Source organism: Sphingomonas sp. Leaf38 (assembly GCF_001421825.1).
In the GTDB taxonomy this organism is placed as follows: domain Bacteria; phylum Pseudomonadota; class Alphaproteobacteria; order Sphingomonadales; family Sphingomonadaceae; genus Sphingomonas.
Genome location: NZ_LMLD01000004.1, coordinates 1 through 22,590 on the forward strand (window position 1 = coordinate 1; position 22,590 = coordinate 22,590).

18 protein-coding genes and 1 tRNA gene are annotated in these 22,590 nt (G+C 66.9%); 12 read left to right on the forward strand and 7 right to left on the reverse strand.

Features of this window, described 5'->3' with window-relative positions; all coding sequences use genetic code 11:
* Positions 1–1,162: 1,162 nt before the first annotated feature.
* Both ASE88_RS00175 and ASE88_RS00180 read right to left on the reverse strand, forming a co-directional pair.
* On the reverse strand, positions 1,163–1,819 hold the full coding sequence (locus ASE88_RS00175; RefSeq protein ID WP_156356842.1) for a hypothetical protein: 657 nt from the start codon (positions 1,817–1,819) through the stop codon (positions 1,163–1,165).
* Positions 1,820–2,073: 254 nt separating this feature from the next.
* Positions 2,074–2,160: transfer RNA gene (locus ASE88_RS00180), tRNA-Leu, on the reverse strand.
* A 113-nt stretch (positions 2,161–2,273) separates the two neighbouring features.
* Between ASE88_RS00180 and ASE88_RS00185 the strand changes: the two genes are divergently transcribed.
* The 4 genes from ASE88_RS00185 to gltB all read left to right on the forward strand — a co-directional run bounded on the left by ASE88_RS00185 (position 2,274) and on the right by gltB (position 10,210).
* Positions 2,274–3,227, forward strand: coding sequence for a complex I NDUFA9 subunit family protein (locus ASE88_RS00185; protein ID WP_056474042.1), 954 nt, complete (start codon positions 2,274–2,276; stop codon positions 3,225–3,227).
* Between the two features lie 56 nt (positions 3,228–3,283).
* Positions 3,284–4,093, forward strand: coding sequence for an undecaprenyl-diphosphate phosphatase (locus tag ASE88_RS00190; RefSeq protein ID WP_056474045.1), 810 nt, complete (start codon positions 3,284–3,286; stop codon positions 4,091–4,093).
* A gap of 151 nt (positions 4,094–4,244) precedes the next feature.
* The gene (locus ASE88_RS00195) at positions 4,245–5,687 is read left to right on the forward strand and encodes an NAD(P)-dependent oxidoreductase (RefSeq protein WP_056474048.1); all 1,443 of its coding nucleotides are present in this window, start codon (positions 4,245–4,247) and stop codon (positions 5,685–5,687) included.
* Positions 5,688–5,707: 20 nt separating this feature from the next.
* The gene (gltB, locus tag ASE88_RS00200; RefSeq protein ID WP_200910114.1) at positions 5,708–10,210 is read left to right on the forward strand and encodes a glutamate synthase large subunit; all 4,503 of its coding nucleotides are present in this window, start codon (positions 5,708–5,710) and stop codon (positions 10,208–10,210) included.
* Positions 10,211–10,428: 218 nt separating this feature from the next.
* Here gltB and ppc read toward each other — a convergent pair whose 3' ends face one another.
* The 3 genes from ppc to ASE88_RS00215 all read right to left on the reverse strand — a co-directional run bounded on the left by ppc (position 10,429) and on the right by ASE88_RS00215 (position 14,205).
* Entirely contained in the window at positions 10,429–13,143 is a 2,715-nt protein-coding gene (gene ppc / locus ASE88_RS00205; protein WP_056474051.1) for a phosphoenolpyruvate carboxylase, read from the reverse strand.
* 90 nt (positions 13,144–13,233) lie between these two features.
* Positions 13,234–13,605, reverse strand: coding sequence for an EF-hand domain-containing protein (locus ASE88_RS00210; protein ID WP_235527585.1), 372 nt, complete (start codon positions 13,603–13,605; stop codon positions 13,234–13,236).
* A gap of 33 nt (positions 13,606–13,638) precedes the next feature.
* Positions 13,639–14,205, reverse strand: a complete 567-nt coding sequence (locus tag ASE88_RS00215) for an HNH endonuclease (RefSeq protein ID WP_055882270.1) — start codon at positions 14,203–14,205, stop codon at positions 13,639–13,641.
* 92 nt (positions 14,206–14,297) lie between these two features.
* On the opposite strand from ASE88_RS00215, the gene gluQRS reads away from it, so the two are divergent.
* Positions 14,298–15,140: a tRNA glutamyl-Q(34) synthetase GluQRS gene (gene gluQRS, locus ASE88_RS00220; RefSeq protein ID WP_056474371.1), complete on the forward strand. Its 843-nt coding sequence runs from the start codon at positions 14,298–14,300 to the stop codon at positions 15,138–15,140.
* Positions 15,141–15,454: 314 nt separating this feature from the next.
* On the opposite strand, the gene ASE88_RS00225 is transcribed toward gluQRS, so the two are convergent.
* Entirely contained in the window at positions 15,455–15,805 is a 351-nt protein-coding gene (locus tag ASE88_RS00225) for a DUF3147 family protein (RefSeq protein WP_055882263.1), read from the reverse strand.
* Positions 15,806–15,921: 116 nt separating this feature from the next.
* Between ASE88_RS00225 and ASE88_RS00230 the strand changes: the two genes are divergently transcribed.
* The 6 genes from ASE88_RS00230 (at position 15,922) to ASE88_RS19285 (ending at position 20,366) form a co-directional block, all read left to right on the forward strand.
* Entirely contained in the window at positions 15,922–16,152 is a 231-nt protein-coding gene (locus ASE88_RS00230) for a twin transmembrane helix small protein (RefSeq protein ID WP_055882506.1), read from the forward strand.
* 199 nt (positions 16,153–16,351) lie between these two features.
* Complete coding sequence (locus tag ASE88_RS00235) at positions 16,352–16,945, forward strand: cob(I)yrinic acid a,c-diamide adenosyltransferase (RefSeq protein WP_056474057.1); 594 nt, start codon at positions 16,352–16,354, stop codon at positions 16,943–16,945.
* A 61-nt stretch (positions 16,946–17,006) separates the two neighbouring features.
* The gene (gene egtB, locus ASE88_RS00240) at positions 17,007–18,284 is read left to right on the forward strand and encodes an ergothioneine biosynthesis protein EgtB (protein WP_056474061.1); all 1,278 of its coding nucleotides are present in this window, start codon (positions 17,007–17,009) and stop codon (positions 18,282–18,284) included.
* Positions 18,284–19,261, forward strand: a complete 978-nt coding sequence (gene egtD, locus ASE88_RS00245) for an L-histidine N(alpha)-methyltransferase (RefSeq protein ID WP_056474063.1) — start codon at positions 18,284–18,286, stop codon at positions 19,259–19,261. The genes egtB and egtD overlap by 1 nt, the downstream gene beginning before the upstream one ends.
* Before the next feature lie 255 nt (positions 19,262–19,516).
* A complete protein-coding gene (locus ASE88_RS19280) occupies positions 19,517–19,936 on the forward strand; it encodes a hypothetical protein (RefSeq protein ID WP_235527587.1) in 420 nt (139 codons plus the stop codon).
* Entirely contained in the window at positions 19,887–20,366 is a 480-nt protein-coding gene (locus ASE88_RS19285) for an alpha/beta hydrolase (protein WP_235527589.1), read from the forward strand. Before ASE88_RS19280 ends, ASE88_RS19285 begins: the two co-directional genes overlap by 50 nt.
* Positions 20,367–20,408: 42 nt before the next feature.
* On the opposite strand, the gene ASE88_RS00255 is transcribed toward ASE88_RS19285, so the two are convergent.
* Positions 20,409–21,560, reverse strand: a complete 1,152-nt coding sequence (locus tag ASE88_RS00255; RefSeq protein WP_056474065.1) for a DUF1176 domain-containing protein — start codon at positions 21,558–21,560, stop codon at positions 20,409–20,411.
* Between the two features lie 71 nt (positions 21,561–21,631).
* On the opposite strand from ASE88_RS00255, the gene ASE88_RS00260 reads away from it, so the two are divergent.
* A complete protein-coding gene (locus ASE88_RS00260; protein WP_056474067.1) occupies positions 21,632–22,501 on the forward strand; it encodes a 3-hydroxyacyl-CoA dehydrogenase NAD-binding domain-containing protein in 870 nt (289 codons plus the stop codon).
* The last annotated feature ends 89 nt before the right edge of the window (positions 22,502–22,590 follow it).

The following is a 22,590-nucleotide window of genomic DNA, read 5'->3' on the forward strand; positions in this document are numbered from 1 at the left end:
CTGAAGGTCACAGGTTCAAATCCTGTCCCCGCAACCACTATACCAAATAGCCCCAGTCCAGCCAGACAGGGGCTTTTTTGCGTTCTGAACCCCATTGCGTTCGACAACTGCAGTATTCGCTACGGTCGGCCGACCGCTGGGTTGGGACAGCGCACGTTCGCGATCCTCTGGATTTGTCCACTTCACCGGCGGCGACCGGGCCTGATATTATCCGCGTCAGGCTCTCGGGGGTGTCTAGCGCTTTGCGCCCGTTATGTCCAAGGCGTGGCTATAAACCGCTCGACCGCAAGCCCGAGGGCCGCATCAGGGAGCTGGACCCGTCGGTGGCGGGCTCTTGGCTGTATTACCCTGACTGGCTTCGCGATCCTTCCGAGCCATTCGCCCGTGGCAGCGTCTGCGTCATGTCAGGTCCAAAAGCTGCGCGAGCGTCTCGCGCCGTGCCCCTGTCGATGGCAGCATGAGAGGTGACCGATAGCTTGTCCCCCCCCGCCACCTCTGGGGCGTTCGCCGCGCGTCAACACAGGCGAGGCGAGGGTTTCGGTAGCGCTGAGTTGGTGAGGGGCCTCGGGGCGGCGCTGGGGCTGCTGTCCGGTTGTTGGACGGGTCCGGGAGAGGTTCCAGTATCAAGCTCTCAGGCTGAGCCTTGAGCGATAGGACGGCCAGCTGGCCAATGCGCCCCGGAGTCCGCTGCGACAGGCGCGGCATGAGAAGGTGATCGCGTAGAGGGTCGCTCGGTACCGCAATGAGAACCCACGTTCTTGAACGAGCAAGGCCGCGGGCGTTGGGATAGGGGGGCGGAACTTGGCGAACAGCACCCCCGAGAGGCCGCGGCGTGACGGGGGGTGTCCAGGATGGTCTCTGCGACGGCCTCGACGGTGTGTCGGGGGCCGTGAAGCGCCTGAGGGCGGATGTAGGCGCGTGCGGGTCTGGAGGCGGTCGGGGCGGTTTCCCGTCGAGCCTGTCCAACGTTTCCCGGCGGAGGTCGATGGTCAGCCATACGCCACGGGCAGCTTTGGCCATGGCGTCGCTGAAGCGGGCAAACGGGATCCCGTCCGTATCGGTTATTCTCATAGGGGCGGTAGGTGGCATGCTTCGTCGGTCAACAACCTAAAGGCCCGACTGGAGCCTGAGGTGGCCTGAGGGCCGCCGACGATCATGGAGCCTAATCAGCGCCATAGCCCGAAGAGAGGCACCGCTTGACCGCTTCCCACACCCCAACAGGCTGCCGGGGTTCGCTGCCGGGGCTTTCAGGGCCGTTGGAGCGGTGAACACGCCTTTCGTCCTGTCGGCGGATGTCGGTCGCAATGAGCCATTGAAGGGCGGTCCATCCGAAGTAGACGATGGCGGCTACCACAATCCAGCCAAGCGGTAGTCCGCGTCCCGTATGATCCAGCGTAGATAACTCGCCCACGATCTTCCTCCCGATCACACCGACAGTAGGGCGCAGTTCTTGCCGACCCCCCTCCCGGTCGACCAAGAAGCCGTGAAGCTTCGCGTGATCGAACGCCGGTCCGCTCCACTGGCTGAGGATTGTCTCCAAGTCCCCGAGAGCGCGAAGCTGAAGCGCGTCCGTCAGGTCCGCCCGGCAATTCTCCTCCAGTCGCTGGCGAGCCTCCAGTTTCTTTTCGAGGGGGCGAGCGGTCCACCGTACTTCCTGTTCTAGTTTCAGGTCGTCGGCTTTGAAGGCGGTCACGAGGTAGGCGGTCAGGTCCGGTGTGAGCGCGTCGACCGTCCCTGTAACCTCCCGGCCCTCTACGGCCTGGACGGCGAGGGCATGGCGCACGTCCGCTTCGAAGCGCTTGATGGCTTGGTCGTACATTCGGAACGCTTCCGGCGTCATATAACGCTTGGCCCGCAAGGGGACCTTCAGCTCCCGCTGTCCGGCTTTCGGAAGAAAAGTTCGGATGGCTTAGGGTAGGCGCGACGGAAAATGAGGCGGCCTGTTGGTTCTTCTCGAACCCAATCGAGCGACTTGCGCATGACGGAGTTTGCCCCATTCCCTGTACCGGATTTGGGAGCGTCACTCACGGAAATGTGGACTTTTCTCGTCGTCTCAACCCCTGGTGGGGAAGATGGTGCCCGGAAGAGGACTCGAACCTCCACGACCTTGCGATCGCCAGCACCTGAAGCTGGTGCGTCTACCAATTCCGCCATCCGGGCACGGGGTAGGAGGGCGCCTCTAGGGGAGGGTACGGATGCTTGTCAACACGCCTCTTGCTGGGGCAAGGGGTTATTCGCGATTGGACAGGCGAAACAAAGTGGACGGACGGGCGATGAACGACAAACTGGTGACGCTGATCGGGGGTGGCGGTTTCGTCGGCCGCTATGTCGCGCAGGCGCTGCTGGCGACGGGCGCGCGCGTCCGTATCGCGCAGCGCGATCCGCGACAGGCGTTCTTCCTGAAACCGCTCGGCGGGCTCGGGCAGACGCAGTTCGTCGGCGCCGACGTCACCAAGCCCGAGACCATCGCGCATGCGGTGCACGGTTCGGACGTGGTGGTGAACCTGGTCGGCGTGCTCGCCGGCGATTTCCACCGCGTCCAGGCACTCGGCGCGCAGACCGTCGCCGAGGCCGCGGCCAAGGCGGGCGTCGGCGCGCTGGTGCACGTCTCGGCGATCGGGGCGGATCCGGAGTCCGCGTCGGCCTATGGCAAGTCGAAGGGGCAGGGCGAGGCGGCGGTGCTGAACGCGTTCCCGACCGCGACGATCCTGCGGCCGTCGATCGTGTTCGGTCAGGAAGACCAGTTCGTGAACCGCTTCGCCGGGATGATCGCCAAGGCGCCGGTCGTGCCGGTGCTGCGCGCGGGGGCGAAGTTCCAGCCGGTGTTCGTCGGCAACGTCGCCGATGCGATCGTCGCGGCCGCGTCCGACCCCGAGACGTTCGGCGGGCAGACGCTCGAGCTCGGCGGGCCCGATATCATCACGATGGGCAATTTGATCCGCTGGATCGCCAAGACGATCGGTCGCGATCCCTCGATCGTCGAGCTGCCGGACTTTGCCGGCGCGCTGATCGCCAGTGCGGGTTTCCTGCCGGGCGCCCCGATCACCAAGGATCAGTGGACGATGCTGCAGAGCGACAACGTCGTCACGGGTACCGACGGCCTTGCGGCGTTCGGGATCGAGGCGACGCCGCTGTCGACGGTCGCGCCGGGCTGGCTGGTCCGCTTCCGCAAGGCCGGGCGGTTCGGGCGTCGCGCCGAAACGCGCGCGGATACCGGGACGGCCTGACCTTTTCGCGCTAAGGCCCTGCCGATCCACCGACCCCGACCGCCCGGAGCTTTTGCTTGACCGATCTTCTCACCGTCATTCTCCTCGGCATCGTCGAGGGGATCACCGAATTCCTGCCCGTGTCGTCGACCGGGCACCTGATCCTCGCGACGCGGCTGCTCGGCTATGATGCGGGGCGCTGGGAGGTGTTCAACGTCGTCATCCAGCTCGGCGCGATCCTCGCGATCGTCGTGCTCTACTGGCGGACGTTCTGGGCGGTCGGCATGGGGCTGATCAAGCGCGAGCCGAAATCCTGGTTGTTCCTGCGCAACCTGGTCGTCGCGTTCATCCCGGCTGCGGTGATCGGCCTCGCATTCCACAAATATATCGAGGCGCTGCTGGGCAATGCCGAGGTGGTCGCGATCGCGCTGGTCGTGGGCGGGTTCGCGATCCTCGCGGTCGAGCGGTTCGCGCCGCGCAGCGACATCAGCGGCGTTGCGGACATTCCGCTGAAGACCGTGGTCGGCATCGGTTTCCTCCAGTGTCTGGCGATGGTGCCGGGCGTCAGCCGCTCGGGCGCGACGATCCTCGGCGCGCTGGCACTGGGCGTTGAGCGGCGCACCGCGGCGGAGTTCAGCTTCTTCCTCGCGATCCCGACGATGCTCGGCGCGAGCGCGCTCGAGATTCTCAAGAACCGCGACGCGATCGCGAGCGGCGGCGGGGTCGGGCTGGGCGCGATCGCGATCGGCGCTGCGGTCTCGTTTATCGTCGCGCTTCTGGTGGTGAAATGGTTCGTCGGCATCGTCACCAAGCATGGCTTCGTTCCGTTCGCGCTCTACCGCGTCGTTGCCGGCTCGGCCGCGCTGATCTGGCTGCTGACCAGGTAAGTCCGATATGGAACTAAAAGCTGTAGTTAAGAATGGTTCGCGCGCAATCGCGGCCGGAATGACGATTTATACGACAGTATAACTGACTCATATGCCGATTTAGTCGTGACAAGCCTCCGCACGCGCAATAACGCGGCTGTCGGAGGCTATCATGGCGAACGATTCGATGCTCAAATTTGTCGGCCGGGAGCAATCCTATCCCGACAAGCGCACCGCGGACGAGCGGGCCGACGATTTCCGCGAAATCGCGCAGCGATACGCGGTCGAGCCCGCCGAGGAGCAGGCCGGGCGCTGCTCGCAATGCGGCGTACCCTATTGTTCGGTCCATTGCCCGCTGCACAACCATATCCCCGACTGGCTCCGGCTGACCGCCGAAGGGCGGTTGCGCGAGGCGTATGAACTGAGCAACGCGACCTCGACGATGCCCGAGATCTGCGGTCGGATCTGCCCGCAGGATCGGCTGTGCGAAGGCAATTGCGTCATCGAATTCACGGGCCACGGCGCCGTTACCATCGGCTCCGTCGAAAAGTTCATCACCGACACCGCCTGGGAGAATGGCTGGGTCGAGCCGCTCGTCCCCGGCCGCCCACGCGGCCAGTCGGTCGGCGTGATCGGTGCGGGGCCCGCCGGGCTGACCGCGGCCGAATATCTGCGCGGGCATGGCTATGACGTGCACGTCTATGACCGCTACGATCGCGCAGGCGGGTTGCTCACCTATGGCATCCCCGGTTTCAAGCTCGAAAAGCCGATCGTCATGCGCCGCGTCGAGCGCCTCAAGGCCGCGGGCATCGTGTTTCACGAGGGCTTCGCAGTTGGTCATGACGCGAGCCTCGACGATCTGCGCCAGCGCCACGATGCGATCCTGGTCGCGACCGGCGTGTACAAGGCGCGCGCGATGGACCTGCCTGGCGGCGGATCGAACGGTGTGGTGGCGGCACTCGACTTCCTCGTCGCGTCGAACCGCAAGGGGTTCGGCGACGCGGTCCCCGCATTCGACGACGGCAGCCTCAATGCCGAGGGCAAGGACGTCGTCGTGATCGGCGGCGGCGACACCGCGATGGACTGCGTCCGCACCGCGATCCGCCAGGGCGCGAAGTCGGTGAAGTGCCTCTATCGCCGCGACCGCGCGAACATGCCGGGCTCGCAGCGGGAGGTCGCCAACGCCGAGGAAGAGGGCGTCGAGTTCGTCTGGCTCTCGGGCCCGCAGAGCTTCGACGGCGGCGATACCGTGTCGAGCGTCAAGGTACGCAAGATGCGTCTGGGCGCACCCGATGCGAGCGGACGCCGCACACCCGAACCCGATCCCGCTGGCGATTATTCGGTGAACGCGGATCTCGTCATCAAGGCGCTCGGCTTCGACGCCGAGGATCTGCCGACCTTGTTCGCGACGCCCGAGCTCGGCGTGAGCCGCTGGGGCACCGTGCTGGTCGACGGCAAGACGCTGATGACGTCGCTCGACGGCGTGTTCGCGGCGGGCGACATCGTGCGCGGGGCAAGCCTGGTCGTCTGGGCGATCCGCGACGGCCGAGACGTTGCCGCGACGATGCACAAATGGCTGAGGACCAAGGCGGCCAACGCGAAGGTGGCGGCATGAGCAACGAACAGGGGTCTCCGATGATCGATCAACGCGCCCGCCTCGCGGCTGAAGGCATGTACCGCCCCGACTATGAGGGCGATGCCTGCGGCGTCGGGCTCGTCGCCGCCACCGATGGCCGCGCGTCGCGCCGCGTGGTGCAGTCCGCGGTCGATGCGCTCAAGGCAGTGTGGCACCGCGGCGCGGTGGATGCGGACGGCAAGACCGGCGATGGCGCCGGGCTGCACATCGACCTGCCGCTGCGCTTCTTCGACGATGCGGTCGCCGCCTCGGGGCACAAGGTCCGCCCGAACCGGCTCGCGGTCGGCATGATCTTCCTGCCGCGTACCGATCTGGGCGCGCAGGAGGATTGCCGGACGATCGTCGAGAGCGCGATCATCGAGGCGGGCTATACCATCTATGGCTGGCGCCAGGTGCCCGTCGACGTGTCGGTGATCGGCCAGAAGGCGCAGGCGACGCGTCCCGAGATCGAGCAGATCATGATCGCCGGGCCGATGCCCGACGAGCAGGACGCCGCCGAATTCGAGAAGACGCTGTATCTTGTCCGCCGCAGGATCGAGAAGCGCGTGATCGCGGCGCAGATCCAGGGCTTCTACATCTGTTCGCTGTCGTGCCGGTCGATCATCTACAAGGGGCTGTTCCTCGCCGAATCGCTGTCGGTGTTCTATCCCGACCTGTGCGACCAGCGCTTCGAATCGCGCGTCGCGATCTTCCACCAGCGCTATTCGACCAACACCTTCCCGCAATGGTGGCTGGCGCAGCCGTTCCGGTGCCTTGCGCATAACGGCGAGATCAACACGATCCGCGGCAACAAGAACTGGATGCTCTCCCACGAGATCCGGATGGCGAGCCTCGCGTTCGGCGACAATTCGGAGGACATCAAGCCGGTGATCCCGGCGGGCGCGTCCGATACCGCGGCGCTCGATGCGGTGTTCGAGGCGATCTGTCGCTCGGGGCGCGATGCGCCGACCGCCAAGCTGATGCTGGTGCCCGAGGCTGCGGCGCCCGACATGCCGCCCGAGCACCGCGCGATGTACCAGTATCTAGCCTCCGTGATGGAGCCGTGGGACGGCCCCGCGGCGCTGGCGATGACCGATGGCCGCTGGGCGGTCGCCGGCATGGATCGCAATGCGCTGCGTCCGCTGCGCTATACGCTGACGTCGGACGGTCTGCTGATCGTCGGGTCGGAGAGCGGGATGGTCGTCGTGCCTGAATCGACGATCGTCGCGAAGGGCCGCCTGGGGCCGGGCGAGATGATCGCGGTCGATCTCGACGAGGGCGTGCTGTTGCAGGACCGCGCGGTCAAGGATCGCATTTCGGGGGAGGCGGATTACGCCGCGATGATCGGCGAATTCCACACGCTCGCCGATCTGCCGTCGGTCGAGGACGCGGTCGTGCGCTACGACCGCGCCGAGCTCGCACGCCGCCAGATCGCGGCGGGGCAGACGATGGAGGACATGGAGCTGATCCTGTCACCGATGGTCGAATCGGCGAAGGAAGCGATCGGATCGATGGGCGACGACACGCCGCTCGCGGTGATCTCGGACAAGCCGCGCCTCATCAGCCAGTTCTTCCGCCAGAATTTCAGTCAGGTGACCAACCCGCCGATCGATCCGTTGCGCGAGCGGCACGTGATGTCGCTGAAGACGCGGTTCGGCAATCTCGCCAACATCCTGGACGTGCGGGACCAGCGCGAGCGCGTGCTGGTGCTCGATTCGCCGGTGCTGACGGGCGAGCATTGGTCGCGGCTGAAGGCACATTTCGGCAGCGCGGTCGCCGAGATCGACTGCACGTTCGAGGTCGGCGGCGGCCCGGAGAAGCTGCGTGCGGCGATCCAGCGGATCCGCAACGAGGCGGAACAAGCGGTCCGTCAGGGCAAGAGCGAGATATTCCTCACCGACGAAGCCATCAGCGAAGACCGCGTCGGCATTGCCGGCGTGCTCGCAGTGGCCGCGGTGCATACGCATCTCGTCCGTCGCGGGCTGCGTTCCTACGCGTCGATCAACGTGCGGACCGCCGAATGCCTCGACACGCATTATTATGCGGTGCTGATCGGCGTCGGTGCGACCACCGTGAACGCGTATCTGGCCGAGGCCGCGATCGTCGACCGCCAGTCGCGCGGGCTGTTCGGTGACCTCGACCTCGCAGAATGCCTCCGTCGCCACCGCGTCGCGGTCGAGGAGGGGCTGCTCAAGATCATGTCGAAGATGGGCATCGCGGTGATCTCGTCCTACCGCGGCGGCTATAATTTCGAAGCGGTCGGGCTGTCGCGCAGCCTCGTCAACGACCTGTTCCCCGGCATGCCCGCCAAGATCAGCGGCGAGGGCTACAAGTCGCTCCACGTCAACGCGACCGACCGCCACGAAGCGGCGTTCGATCCGGCGGTGGCGACGCTGCCGATCGGCGGCTTCTATCGCCAGCGCCACACCGGCGAGACGCACGCCTATTCGGCGCAGCTGATGCACCTGCTCCAGACCGCGGTCGCGACCGACAGCTACACGAGCTACCTGCAATTCTCGCGCGGCGTGTCGGACCTGCCGCCGGTGTATCTGCGCGATCTGCTCCAGTTCAACTTCCCCGCGGAAGGCGTTCCGGTCGACCAGGTCGAGGCGATCACCGAGATTCGCAAGCGGTTCGTGACGCCGGGCATGTCGCTCGGCGCGCTCAGCCCGGAGGCGCACGAGACGCTGGCGATCGCGATGAACCGGATCGGCGCGAAGGCGGTGTCGGGCGAGGGCGGCGAGGACAAGGCGCGCTTCGTGCCCTACGCGAACGGCGACAATGCCAACTCGACGATCAAGCAGATCGCGAGCGGGCGGTTCGGCGTGACCGCGGAATATCTGAACGCGTGCGAGGAGATCGAGGTCAAGGTCGCGCAGGGTGCGAAGCCCGGCGAGGGCGGGCAGCTGCCCGGCTTCAAGGTCACCGAGTTCATCGCCAAGCTGCGCCATGCGACGCCCGGCGTGACGCTGATCTCGCCGCCGCCGCATCACGACATCTACTCGATCGAGGATCTGGCGCAGCTGATCTACGACCTGAAGCAGATCAACCCGCGGGCGCGTGTCTGCGTGAAGCTCGTTTCGTCGGCGGGTATCGGCACGGTCGCGGCGGGGGTGGCGAAGGCGCATGCCGACGTGATCCTGATCGCCGGCCATGTCGGCGGCACCGGCGCGTCTCCGCAGACCTCGATCAAGTACGCGGGCACGCCGTGGGAAATGGGGCTGTCGGAGGTCAACCAGGTGCTGACGCTCAACGGCCTGCGCGGTCGCGTCCGGCTGCGCACCGATGGCGGGCTGAAGACCGGTCGCGACATCGTGATCGCGGCGATCCTGGGAGCCGAGGAATACGGCATCGGCACGCTGAGCCTCGTGGCGATGGGCTGCATCATGGTGCGGCAATGCCATTCGAACACGTGTCCGGTGGGCATCTGCACGCAGAACGACGCGCTGCGGCAGAAGTTTGTGGGCACGCCCGAGAAGGTGATCAACCTGATGACCTTCATCGCCGAGGAGGTGCGCGACATTCTCGCGCGGCTCGGCGTGAAGAGCCTCGACGACGTGATCGGGCGGACCGAATTGCTGCGGCAGGTGAGCCGCGGGGCGGAGCATCTCGACGATCTCGATCTCAATCCGATCCTGGCCAAGGTCGATGCCGACGATTCGCAGCGGCGGTTCTCGCTGTCGACCTGGCGCAACGAGGTGCCCGACAGCCTCGATGCGCAGATCATCAAGGATGCCGCCGCGGTGTTCTCGCGCGGGGAGAAGATGCAGCTCACCTACTCAGTGCGCAACACGCACCGCGCGGTGGGGACTCGGCTGTCGAGCGAGATCACGCGGAAATTCGGGATGTCGACGCTGGCCGACGATCACGTCACGATCCGTCTGCGGGGGAGTGCAGGCCAGTCGCTGGGGGCGTTCCTGTGCAAGGGGATCACGCTCGAGGTGTTCGGCGATTCGAACGACTATGTCGGCAAGGGGCTCTCGGGCGGCACGATCATCGTCCGCCCGGCGGTCAGTTCACCCTTGGCAAGCCAGGACAACACGATCATCGGCAACACCGTTCTCTACGGTGCAACCAGCGGCCGGCTGTTCGCGGCGGGGCAGGCGGGCGAGCGGTTTGCAGTGCGCAACTCGGGCGCCAACGTCGTCGTCGAGGGCTGCGGCGCGAACGGGTGCGAATATATGACCGGCGGCATCGCGGTGGTGCTGGGCAAGGTCGGCGCGAACTTCGGCGCGGGGATGACCGGCGGGATGGCGTTCATCTACGATCCCGAGGGCGTGTTCGAGAAGCGCGCGAACCCCGAGAACATTACCTGGGGCCGGGTGCGGGCGCTCCACTGGGCGGACGTGCTGCTCGACCTGGTGCGTGACCATGCCGACACCACCGACAGCAAATGGTCGAAGGGCCTGCTCGAGGACTGGGACCGCGTGGCGCCGCATTTCTGGCAGATCGTGCCCAAGGAAATGCTGACGCGGCTGAGCCATCCCCTGGACGACAGCGCGCAATTGGTCGCGGCGGAATAGGCGCGTCCGAGCATCTTCCGCCCCGTGATGGGACACGCCGGTATCACTCACCGATAGTGGCGTGTCCCATTGCAACCCTGCGCGCATAGCCTTGCAGATCGCCGGCGCCACCGCCTGGCAGCGATCGCGACGCCTCGCCCGGTGGCGGACACGCGCAGGACTTTACGGCGTTGCCGGCACCGGCCTCATCGAATGGCCCAGGCCCGGGTCCGTGCGCACTAGCCGCTGTTGCGCAGCGCGGTGGCGATCGCGTTGATCGACAGGAGGATGCCTTCGCCAATGCGGGGGTCGTCCTCGCCGGCGCGGCGGCGTTTGATGAGTTCGATCTGGAGGAGGTTGAGCGGCTCGATATAGGGGAGGCGGAGGCGGATCGAGGCGTCGAGCGCGGGGTGCTTTTCGAGCAGGCGCGACTGGCCGGTGACCTGCAGAAGCCCGTCATGCGTCTGGTGCCAGCCGTCGCGGATCGTCGTGAAGATCTCGCGGAGTGTATCGTCCTCGACCAGCCCGGCGTAGCGTTCGGCGATGCCGATGTCGGACTTGGCGAGCACCATTTCGAGGTTGGCGAGCGCGGAGGCGAAGAGCGGCCAGCCTTGCGCCATGTCCTTCAGCAGCGCCTTGTCCTCGAAATCGGCGATCGCGCGGCCGACGCCGTACCAGCCGGGCAGCATGACTCGCGCCTGTGCCCAGCTGAAGACCCAGGGGATCGCGCGGAGGTCTTCGATTCGATCGGACTTGGTGCGGCTGGCGGGACGGCTGCCGATCTTGAGCCCGGCGATCTCGGCGATCGGCGTCATCTGGCGGAAGAAGGTGCGGAAGCCCTCCGTCCCGTAGACGAGGTCGCGGTAGCTGTGGAACGCGGTGGCGCTGAGCGTGTCCATCGCTGCCGAGAAGCTGGCATTGTCCGCGTTGGAGAGGCGTTCGGGTTCCAGGCTGGCGAGCAGCGTGGCGGACGCGATCGCCTCGAGATTGGTCATCGCGGCGTCGCGCGTGCCGTATTTGGCGGCGATCACTTCGCCCTGTTCGGTGATGCGGATGCGGCCCTGGACGGTGCCGGGCGGCTGCGCGCGGATCGCGCGGAAGGCCGAGCCGCCGCCGCGCCCGACCGCGCCGCCGCGACCGTGGAACAGCTGCATGCCGACTCCGGCCGCCGCGAAGACGGGCTTGAGCGCGGTCGAGGCTTTCGACAGCTGCCAGGTGGAGGTGAGATACCCGCCGTCCTTGTTGCTGTCCGAATAGCCGATCATCACTTCCTGATGGCCGCGCGCGGTCGAGATCGTGGCGATCTCGGGGAGCGCGAACCACGTGGTCATGACGCCGGGGGCGGCTTCGAGATCGCCGATCGTCTCGAACAGCGGAACCGCCATGATCGCGGCGGTCGGGGTTTCGGCACCCATCAAAGTATTACTTTGATGGGACCCTGTACCGCCGGGGCGGTAGAGGCCGACTTCCTTGAGCAGGAGATTCACTTCGAGCAGGTCGCTGACCGATTGCGCCATCGAGACGATGTAGTTGGTGATGCACGCGGGGCCGTAGGCGGCGTGCGCGTCGGCGGCGGCCTGTACGATCGCGAGTTCGCCCGCGGTTTCCTCGGTATAGGCGGCGAAGCGCGAGGTGAGCGGGCGCGCGTTGGCGAGTTCGCGGCGGAGGAGGGCGACGCGCGCGTCTTCGTCGAGCGCGAGGTAATCGCCTTCGACCCCGGCGACGTGCAGCAGTTCGGCGACGACGCGTTCGTGGACGGCGCTGTTCTGGCGGAGGTCCAAGGTGGCGAGGTGGAAGCCGAACGTCTCGACCGCGCGGATCAGCCGGCCGAGCGCGCCGCCGCTCTTGAGTGCCGAGCCGAGGCCGTGCGCGAGCGTGACGAGATCGGCGCGGAAGTCGGCGGGGCTGGCATAGGGCGTGCCCGTCAGGCGACCGGGGCGCGGCGACGGCTTGCCGGTCAGCGTCTCGTGCGTTGCGGCGAGGCGCGCGTAGATGCCCGAGAGCGCGCGGCGATAGGGCTCGTCGCTGCGGCTGGCGGCGTCGTCGCCACTGGCGTCGGCGAGCGCCTGTACCGCGGCGTCGGCGGGGGCGTGTTCGGTCGAGATCGACAGCTCGGCGCCGAGCGCGTGGACCGCTTCGCAATAATAGCCGAGCACGGCTTCGCTCGCCTTCGACAGCGCGGTGCGGAGCGAGTCGGCGGTGACGTAGGGGTTGCCGTCGCGGTCGCCGCCGATCCAGCTGCCGGGGCGCAGGAAGCTGGGGGTGCGTTCGCCGAGTGCGCGGTCCCAACGCTGGTAGAGCGCGGGGAGTGCGGGGAGGAACACGTCGCGCAGGTAGCTGAGCGCGGTGTCGACCTCGTCGGTGACGTAGAGGCGGTCGCGGCGCAGGACGCGCGTTTGCCACAGCAGCGCGATCTGGCGAAGGATGGCGTCGTCGACGCTGTCGCCATCGGGCGTCGTGTCGCGGCCGAGATCGCGCAGGCCCATCAGTTCGGCGATGCGGTTGCGGTGGTCGATCATGCTCTTGCGGCGGACCTCGGTCGGGTGCGCGGTGAGCACGGGCGCGATCAGCGCGTGGTCGAGCAGCGTGCGGATCTGGGCTCGGTCGATCCCCTCGGATTCGAGCTGGGCGATCGCGGAGGCGAGATCGGCGCCGTCCTCGGCGGCGATGCCCTGGCGGTCCTCGGCGAGATTTGCGAGCATCGAGAACAGCATGAAGCCGCGGACGAAATCGAGCGTCTCGTCGAGGCTGAGCTTTTCGAGGCTGAGATCGACCGCGCCATCGTCCCCGGCTTTGCCTTCGGAGGCGTCGCGGTGGCGTTCGACCGAGGCCTTGCGGATCGTCTCGGTGGCCTCGAACAATCGCTCTCCGCCATAGGCGCGGATGACGTCGCCGAGCAGTTTGCCGAGGAAGCGGATGTCGGAATTGTTCGCGATTGCGGGAAGGCTAGCCATGATGCCCTGCTGCGCTGCGGCAGGGATCAGGTCAACCTCGGACGGTAGATTTGTAGTGCAGACGTGCCGTCGTGCGAAAGATAATTTCGATTATTGGCGCTTGCGCGACTCCGCACGCTCTTCCGACGTGACGGTGCCGTCACGGTTCAGGTCCATCCGGTCGAACCAGGCGAGCGTGCCTTCGCTCCACTCGATCGCGGTGATGACGCCGTCCTTGTTCCGGTCGAACGCCTTGATCCGCGCGTTGGGCGAGGGCAGTTCGTCCTTGGTGACGCGATCGTCGGCGTTGCGATCGAGCGTGCGGAAGCGGCGTTCCATGCTGGCGCCGAAGTCGAGCCGCGAGGTCACCGAGGGGGGCACGAAGCCGACCGCGTTGGCGTCGGCCTGCGCGCGCTGCTCGTCCTTGTTGCCGCACGCGGACACGGACAATGCCGTCGCGGCGAGCGCGATCACCAGTTTCACTTGCATAGTATCTCCCGACGTCTCGAAAAGCCGTTACGCTTCCAGTTCAACGTCCCAATACAGCCAGTCGTGCCATGTGTCGTGCAGGTAGTTGGGCGGGAAGCTGCGGCCGTGTTCCTGCAAGTGCCAGTTGGTCGGGCGGATCGCCTCGATATGGAGCGGCATCGCCGCCTGTTTGGGCGTGCGCCCGCCTTTCTTGAGGTTGCAGGGCGAGCAGGCGGTGACGACGTTCTCCCACGTGGTACGACCGCCTTGCGCGCGGGGGATGACATGGTCGAAGGTGAGATCGCGCAGCTTGCCGCAATATTGGCAGGTGAACTTGTCGCGCAGGAACAGGTTGAAGCGGGTGAAGGCGGGAAATTGCGACGGTCGGACGAACTGCTTGAGCGCGATCACCGAGGGCAGCTTCAGCGCGAAATTGGCGCTGCGCACTTCGCGTTCATAGGTGGCGACGATGTCGACGCGATCGAGGAAGACAGCCTTGACCGCGGTTTGCCACGGCCAGACGCTGAGCGGATAGTAAGAGAGCGGCGTATAATCGGCATTGAGCACGAGCGCCGGACAACCATCCGGATGACGCATCAGATCGGGGTGAAACACGGCTCCTCCCACTCAGGCTTCGCAGACCGCCCTATGGACGACAGCGATGACATCGCCATGACAGCACGGCGCGTAGCGGTTGGTCAAGCGTGGTGAGCGACAGGTCGGTCGTCACGCGGTTCGCGCCGAGCCCGACGGGGCGGCTGCACCTGGGGCATGCGGCGTCGGCGATCCGCGCGCATGATTTTGCGCGCGCGCGGGGCGGGCGGTTCGTGGTGCGGATCGAGGATATCGACGGGACGCGGAGTCGACCCGAGTTCGTCGACGGGATTTTCGAGGACTTGGCGTGGCTCGGGTTGCGGTGGGACTCGCTGATGGTGCAGTCGGCGCGGCTGGCGACCTATGATGCGGCGCTTGAGGGACTGAAGGCGCGCGCGCTGGTCTATCCGTGTTTGTGTACGCGGGCGGAGATCGCGGCGAGTGCGTCCGCGCCGCAGGGAGCGGTCGGGCCGGCCTATCCAGGGATCTGCCGCGGGCTGTCCGCGGCGGCAATCGCGGCGCGGACCGGGCCGTGCTGCTGGCGGCTGGATATGGCGAAGGCGCTGACAGAGGTGGGGGCAGGAGTGGAGGCGCTGACATGGCATGATTCTACCGCCGGGACGGTCGTCGCCGATCCGCTGGCGCAGGGCGACGTCGTGCTGGCGCGCAAGGATGCGCCGGCGAGCTATCATCTCGCGGTCACGCTCGACGATGCCGCGCAAGGCGTCACGGACGTGGTGCGCGGCGTGGACCTGTTTGCGGCGACGCACGTCCACCGGGTGTTGCAGGCGCTGCTAGGGTTGCCGGTGCCGGCCTATCATCATCATCCGCTGGTGGTGGATTCGGCGGGGCGACGGCTCGCCAAGCGCGATGGTGCGCGGTCGCTGGCGGAGATGCGGGCGGCGGGGGAAGACGGGGCGGCGTTGGCGACGCGGGTGCGCGCCGGCGGGGGATGATCAGGCCGGGGCGGGGAAAATCGGCTGCTGTTCCGACCCTCAAATCAGGGCCCGGTCGCCAACGATGCGTCGTCCGGTCCGCCTTGTTCTCCCGCGAAGGCGGGGCTCGGACAGGGTCCCCGCCTTCGCGGGGAAACAGGAGACCGTCCGGTGGCTTTTTTTTGCCACCACTCCGGCGGAGGCCGGGGCCCAATTGGGGACGGTGCCACGTTAGCGCTGCGATCCGTTACTGCGACCTTTCCCCTTGGGCCCCGCGGCCTTCGCCGGGGTGGAGGCAGCGGCTTGGGGAGGGGCCTCCGACGCGCGTGACGCTGCTAGAGCTCGATCCCGAGCCTCGGCGCGGCCCAGGTCGTCGCTGCGTACAGCGCGATCGTGAGCAGGCAGCCGGCCAGCAGCGATACCCAGAACGGCGCGCCGTGGCGGAGCATCGCGGGGATCAGCAGGAACATCGGCAGCGACGGCAGCACGTACCAGAAGGTCGCGCCGGCGTGCGCGGCCATCGTTCGGGGATCGGGTTTGTCGCGCCAGAGCCAGATCATGCCGAGCACGGACACGAGCGGCAGCGAGGCGACAAGCGCCCCGAAACCGGGATAGCGCTTGGCGATCTCCGAGGCGGCGGCGATCAGGATGCCGGAAATCACGGCTTTGAGCGCGAGGTAGAGCATGCGCCATGTGCGCCGTCCGCGCGGCATTCGGCAAGATCGCGTTCGGGCAACATGCGTCATTTCGCGGGCTCGGGTACGCCATTGCTACCCCGTCGTCGCGCGCTTACATTCGGGTCATGAACACATTCCTCGTCATCCTCCTGATCGCGGCGATGATCGCGACCGTCGTGGCTCTGGTGCGGGGCGTCGTATCGTTCCTGCAGGAGGGCAGCGCGCAGGTCCGCGACGGCAACGGCCCGAGCGCGGCGTCGCTGAAATCGAATCGGATGATGCAGCAGCGGATCTTCTTCCAGGCGCTGGCGATCCTGATCGTCGTCCTGATCCTGTTCGCGGCGGGCCGCAACTAGGACTGGATGGGGTTACGCGGCCGACCCGGATCCGTCATCCCAGCGGACGCTGGGATCTCGCCGTTTGGCGAGCGTCACGAACCACGCGAGATACCCCAGCTTTCGCTGGGGCGACGGGCCTTGGGGGCGGATTCATGCTGCAGTGACAGGAATTTCGCAGGTCTGACGGACCTTTCCCGCGTCTCGATTTGGAAGATTCATGGTCAAGCTGAATAAGATTTACACGCGGACGGGCGACGACGGCACGACCGGGCTCGTCGACGGGTCGCGCGTGTCGAAATCGAGCGCGCTGATGCAGGCGATCGGCGATGTCGACGAGGCAAACTCGGCGATCGGTCTCGCGGTGATCGCGCTGGGGGACCATGCGATGGCGACGGCGCTGGCGCGAATCCAGAACGACCTGTTCGATCTCGGCGCGGATCTGGCGACTCCGGCGGGTGCCGACGAGGCGGGGGTGGAGGACTTTACACCGTCCGAGATGGTGCTGCGGATCGTGCCGTCGCAGGTCGAGCGGCTTGAGCGCGAGATCGATGCGATGAACGCGCATCTGGCGCCGTTGCGCAGTTTCATCCTGCCGGGGGGATCGGCGGCGGCGGCCGCGCTGCACCTGGCACGCGCGATCAGCCGGCGCGCGGAGCGGTCCGCGGTCGGCGCGAGCGAGATTCAGCGGCTGAATCCCGCTGCATTAGCGTATGTTAACCGGCTCTCTGATTTCCTGTTTGTGGCGTCGCGGGCGGTGAACCAAAACGGCGCTGGAGACGTTCTTTGGCAACCGGGGGCTACGCGCGAATAGGCAGCTATGGTCGCTCGCGTTTCAACGTTGCATCGTTCGACGTCGAATTGAGGAGAGATCGATGCCCAATCCCATTCGTCCCGACGTGACGCCACGCGTAGCGGCCCCCCTATCTTCGCTTGGCGAGCGGTTTGCCGCGGTCCGCGCGCTGACGATCGCACTCGCGGCGCCGCTGTCGGATGCGGATGCGACCGTGCAGTCGATGGCCGATGCGTCGCCGACCAAGTGGCACATGGCGCATACCACGTGGTTCTTCGAGACGTTCGTGTTGCGCGATCATGTCGCCGGCTATGCGCTGCACGACGAGCGGTTTCCGTTCCTGTTCAACAGCTATTACGAAGCCGAAGGGCGGCGTCATGCGCGCGATCGGCGCGGGATGGTGACGCGGCCGTCGATCGACGAGGTGCGGGCGTACCGTGCGCATGTCGATGCCGCGCTGCTCGACGCGCTGCCGGGGCTGTCGGCAGATGCGCAGGCCCTGGTGGCGCTCGGCTGTCATCACGAGGAGCAGCACCAGGAATTGCTGGTGACCGATATCCTCCACATGTTTTCGGAAAACCCGCTCGAGCCGGCGATGTGGCCGGCACCGCGCAAAGTACCCGTCGCAATGCCGGGCCCGATCGGCTGGATCGCGCAGGACGGCGGGATCGTCGCGGTCGGACATGACGGCGACGGATTCGCGTTCGATTGCGAGGGGCCGCGGCACAAGGCGTTGCTGGCGCCGCATGCGATGGCGGATCGGACCGTGACCAACGGCGAATGGGCGGCATTCATTGCCGATGGCGGATACACCGAGGCGCGCCACTGGCTGGCGGATGGCTGGGCCTGGGTGAAGGCGGAGGGCATCGTCGCGCCGCTTTATTGGGAGCAGGGCGAGGCCGGGTGGACGCGGTTCGGGCTCGACGGGCGGCGCGCGATCGATCCGGCGGCGCCGGTGACGCATGTGAGCTTCTTCGAGGCGGATGCCTATGCCAGCTGGGCGGGCGCACGACTGCCGACCGAGTTCGAATGGGAGGCCGCCGCCGCCGCGCATGACGCGACGGGTGGCAACCAGATGGATGTCGCCGGCCCCGTCGAGCCGCGACCCTCCGCGGGCGGACCCGCGTTCTTCGGCGACGTCTGGGAATGGACGGGCAGCGCCTACCGTCCCTATCCCGGGTTCGTGACCGCGGCCGGTGCGGTCGGCGAGTATAACGGCAAGTTCATGAGTTCGCAGTTCATCCTGCGTGGCGGCAGCTGTGCCACGCCGCGCGGCCATGCGCGGGCAAGCTACCGCAATTTCTTCTACCCGCATCAACGGTGGCAGTTCACCGGCGTGCGCCTCGCGAAAGACATCTGATGTTGAAGCCTGAGATCGAGGACGGCCAGCAGACGCTCGCCGACCCGCAGTTCCGTGCGGACGTGCTCAGCGGGCTCGAACGCCGCCCGCGCGCGATCCCCGCGCGGTGGTTCTACGACCGGCGTGGGTCGGAGCTGTTCGAGAAGATCACGGACCTGCCCGAATATTACCCGACGCGGACCGAGCGCGCGATCCTGGAGACGGCCTGTCCCAAGGTGGCGACGCTGGCCGGCGAAGGCCGTGCGGTCGTCGAGTTCGGGTCGGGATCGTCGACCAAGACGCCGATCCTGCTCGAGGCGGTCGCGCCGTCGGTCTATGTGCCGATCGATATCTCGGGCGATTTCCTGCGCGAATCGTCGAAGGTGCTGGGCGACCAGTTCCCCGAGTTGCTAGTGCTGCCGTTCGAGGCCGATTTCATGCGGCCGCTGAGCCTGCCGAAGACGATCGCGGAGACGCCCAAGCTCGGCTTCTTTCCGGGGTCGACGATCGGCAACATGATCCCGTTGATGGCGGTCGATTTGCTGCGCGCGATGCGCACCTCGCTCGGCGTCGGCGCGATGCTGCTGATCGGGATGGACCGGATCAAGGGCGAAGACGTGCTGGTGCCGGCGTATGACGATGCGCAGGGCGTGACGGCGGCGTTCAACCTGAACCTGCTCGAACGGATCAACCGCGAACTGGGCGGCGATATCCCGGTCGAGGCGTTTCGCCACAAGGCGGTGTGGAACGACGACCGCGCGCGGATCGAGATGCATCTCGAGGCGACGCGCGACGTCGCGTTCAGCGTGGACGGGCGGGCGTTCGACATGGCCGCGGGCGAGACGATCCACACCGAGAACAGCCACAAATATGGCGCGCGCGACGCGCGGATCCTGTTGCGGTCGGGCGGGTGGACGCCGATCGCCGCATGGACCGATCCCGAGGGGCTGTTCGGCGTGTATCTGGCCGAGGCTCAGGTGGAACGCCCGGCGCCCTGAGCGGCGGATCGCCTGCCGTATTCCTGCGGCCCGCCGGGACGGCGCTATGACCAGATCGTTTTTGCGGTATGGTTGCGCGCTTCTGGCAGGAGACAAAGTGTGTCGCGATTGCGGTTCGTCGTGGCTAGTCTTCTCGCGCTCGGCATAGCCGGAGCGGCGCATGGTCAACTCAGATCCGGACCTTCGCCGGCCAGGATCGCGGTTCCGAAAGTGGAACGCGAAGGGGTGTGGCAGCCGGCCGCGGGGGGAACGCAAGTGCCGCTCTGGCCGACGGCGCTTGCCCTGGCGAAGCCGGATAGCGGCGATCATCCCGAGGCGACCGGTAACGGCTCCCCGCTCGTCGGCGGGAGGATGTGGCATTGGGCGAGCTATGTCACCCGCCCGACCATGACGCTCTACCCGCCCAAAGGCCGGCGCACCGGCGCGGCGATGATGGTCCTGCCCGGCGGCGGGTTCCATGCCGTGGCGACCGATCTCGAAGGGACCGAAATCTGCGATTGGGTCGTGGCGCAGGGCATGACCTGCGTCATGCTGAAATATCGGACGCCGCAGATTTGGGAGACCGAGACCGGAAAGCCGCAGCAGCGGCCGAAAGTCCTGTTAGGGCTCGAGGACGCAGCGGGCAATGGGGCTGTTGCGGCAGCGCGCCGCCGCCTACGGGATCGATCCGCATAAGATCGGCGCGATCGGCTTTTCGGCGGGTGCCTATCTCGTCGCGGACATGAGCAATACGGAAGAGCGCACCTATCCGATCGCCGATGCTGCCGACCGGCAATCGCCCCGGCCGGACTTCGCAATCCTGGCCTACACGGCGCGGATGCTGGATGACAGCAAGGGCAAGAACAGCCTTGAACTCAAACCGTGGGTGAAGATCAGCGGGAATGCGCCCCCGACGCTGATCCTTCACGCAATGGACGATTCCACGGATAACGTCCGTCAAGCGATGGCCTATGCGCTGGCGTTGAACGACGCCGGCGTGCCCGTCGACATGCGTCTCTACGCCAGAGGCGGTCACGCCTTCGGCATGCGTCCCACCGCCGATCCGATCACCAGGGAATGGCCGGGGCAGGTCCGGCAATGGCTCCGGACCCTCGGCATGCTTTAATACCGATCTCTATCTTCCGCCTCTCTTGTGAAGAGGAGGATATCAGCGCCGCAAGACGCGGGTGCGCCACGTCGTGATATAGTCGATGTTGCCGCGGCATTCGCCCATTTCGGCCTGTTCGGACAGGCGGAAGCGCGTGCCGTCCCAGACGAAGCTCTGGTGCACGCCGCAGTCGCCGAGGCCGCGGCCCTTGGCATAGCTGGTGAGGACGCCGTCTTCGAAGGTGCCGTTGACGACGCTCTTTACCGGCGTTGCCGAGTCGGCGCCGGTTTCCTCGAAGCCCGAGGGGGCGTCGAGTTGGGCTGGGACGATCGTGGCGCCGTCGATGATGAAGAGCGCACCGATCAGATTATAGGCGCCGGTCGAGCAGGGCAGGATCGCCAGCGACGTGCCGCCGCCGAGCGCATGGACGTCGGGGGCGAACATTTCAGGATCTGCGCCGGACGGGAAATTGCCAGGATCGCACGCCCCCCGTTTGCGCATCGTGGCGATCTGCGTCGCGGTGAGCTTGGCGGGGGTGCCCGATGGCGCGAGCGCGGTGATGACGGGGAGGGCCGGCGCCGGTGCGCGCGACGCGGCGGGGCCCCTGGCGACGATCGCGTCGGTGCTGCCGGCGCGGCCCTGTTGCGCGTCGATGTAGCGGAGCGCGGCGGCTGCACCCTTGAGCGAAAGCGTGGCCAGCACGGCGCCGCCTGCGTCGAGAATGGTCAGCGACTGTCCGTTGGCGATCGCCGCGGCAAGCGCGGCGGCGTCGCGCAGCTTTATCGGGCGGCCATCGACGGCGAAGCTGGCGGGCGGGCGCTTGATGGCCGCCTGGTCGTTGCGCGTCTCCACCGCGAGCGAGATCCCGCCGCCGCCGCGCGCGACGGGGCCGGGCTCGCGCGTGAGATTGAGCGTGATCATGTCCCCGCCCATGCTCTGTTCCGGCAGGAGCGTGCCGAGCGTGCAGCGAAGCGTGTTGTCGCAGCCGGCGGTCCAGTCGGTGAAGGTCTTCAGCGTGCCGGGCTTCGTGCTCGCAAGCGGCTCGCTCGTGGTGCCCGGTCGTGGCGCTGTCGGCGCGACCGGGGTGGGGCTGCGCACAGCGTCTGTCTTGGGTTGCGACGTGGACTGGCTGGGCGAACAGGCCAGCAGTGGCAGCACGATGACGGGCGCGATAACGGGCGCGAGGGCGGAAAAGATCGGTTTGCACAGCATGGCTGCAGCCTAGCGCGCTGGCAGCGCGGGGAAAAGCGGCTAGGTAGGCGGTAACAATTCAGGAGAGTGATGTGCAGACGATCGGCGTGATTGGTGCAGGGCAGATGGGCGCGGGGATCGCGCAGGTATCGGCGCAGGCGGGGTATCGCGTGCTGCTGGCGGATATATCGCTGGCGCAGGCGGAACAGGGCAAGGCTGGGATCGCCAAGGCGCTCGCGCGGCTGGTCGAGAAGGAGAAGATCGGGTCGGACGCGCGCGATGCGGCGCTGGCGGGAATCGAACCGGTCGCCAGCGTGGCGGACATGGGCGACTGCGCTATCGTCGTCGAGGCGGCGACCGAGCGCGAGGCGGTGAAGCGCGCGATCTTCGCCGAGGTCGGCAAGGTGCTGGGCGCGGACGCGATCCTGGCGTCGAACACGTCGTCGATCCCGATCACGCGGCTGGCGCAGGCAGCACCCGATCCGGCGCGGTTCATGGGCGTGCATTTCTTCAATCCCGTCCCCGTGATGCGGCCGATCGAACTGATCCGTGGCCTCGCGACGTCGGATGCGACGGTGGCGGCAGTCGAGGCGTTTGCGGAGGCGCTGGGCAAGCAGGTGGTGCATGCGAACGACGCGCCCGGCTTCATCGTCAACCGCGTCCTGATGCCGATGATCAACGAGGCGTGCTTTGCGCTCGGCGAAGGCGTGGCGAGCGTGCGCGACATCGACCTGGCGTGCCAGCTCGGGCTGAACCATCCGATGGGACCGCTGACGCTGGCCGATTTCATCGGGCTCGACACGTGCCTGGAAATCACGCGCGTGCTGTTCGAGGGAACGGGCGACCCGAAGTTCCGGCCGGCACCGCTGCTGGTGAAATATGTCGAGGCCGGGTGGTTCGGGCGCAAGACGAAGCGCGGGTTCTACGATTATTCGGGCGCGGAACCCGTGCCGACACGGTGATGACGCGGTGTGCGGTGTGCGGTGACGTTACGGTGACGATATCAGGGACGGTGACGATATCGGGGACGGTGACGATATCGGGGACGGTG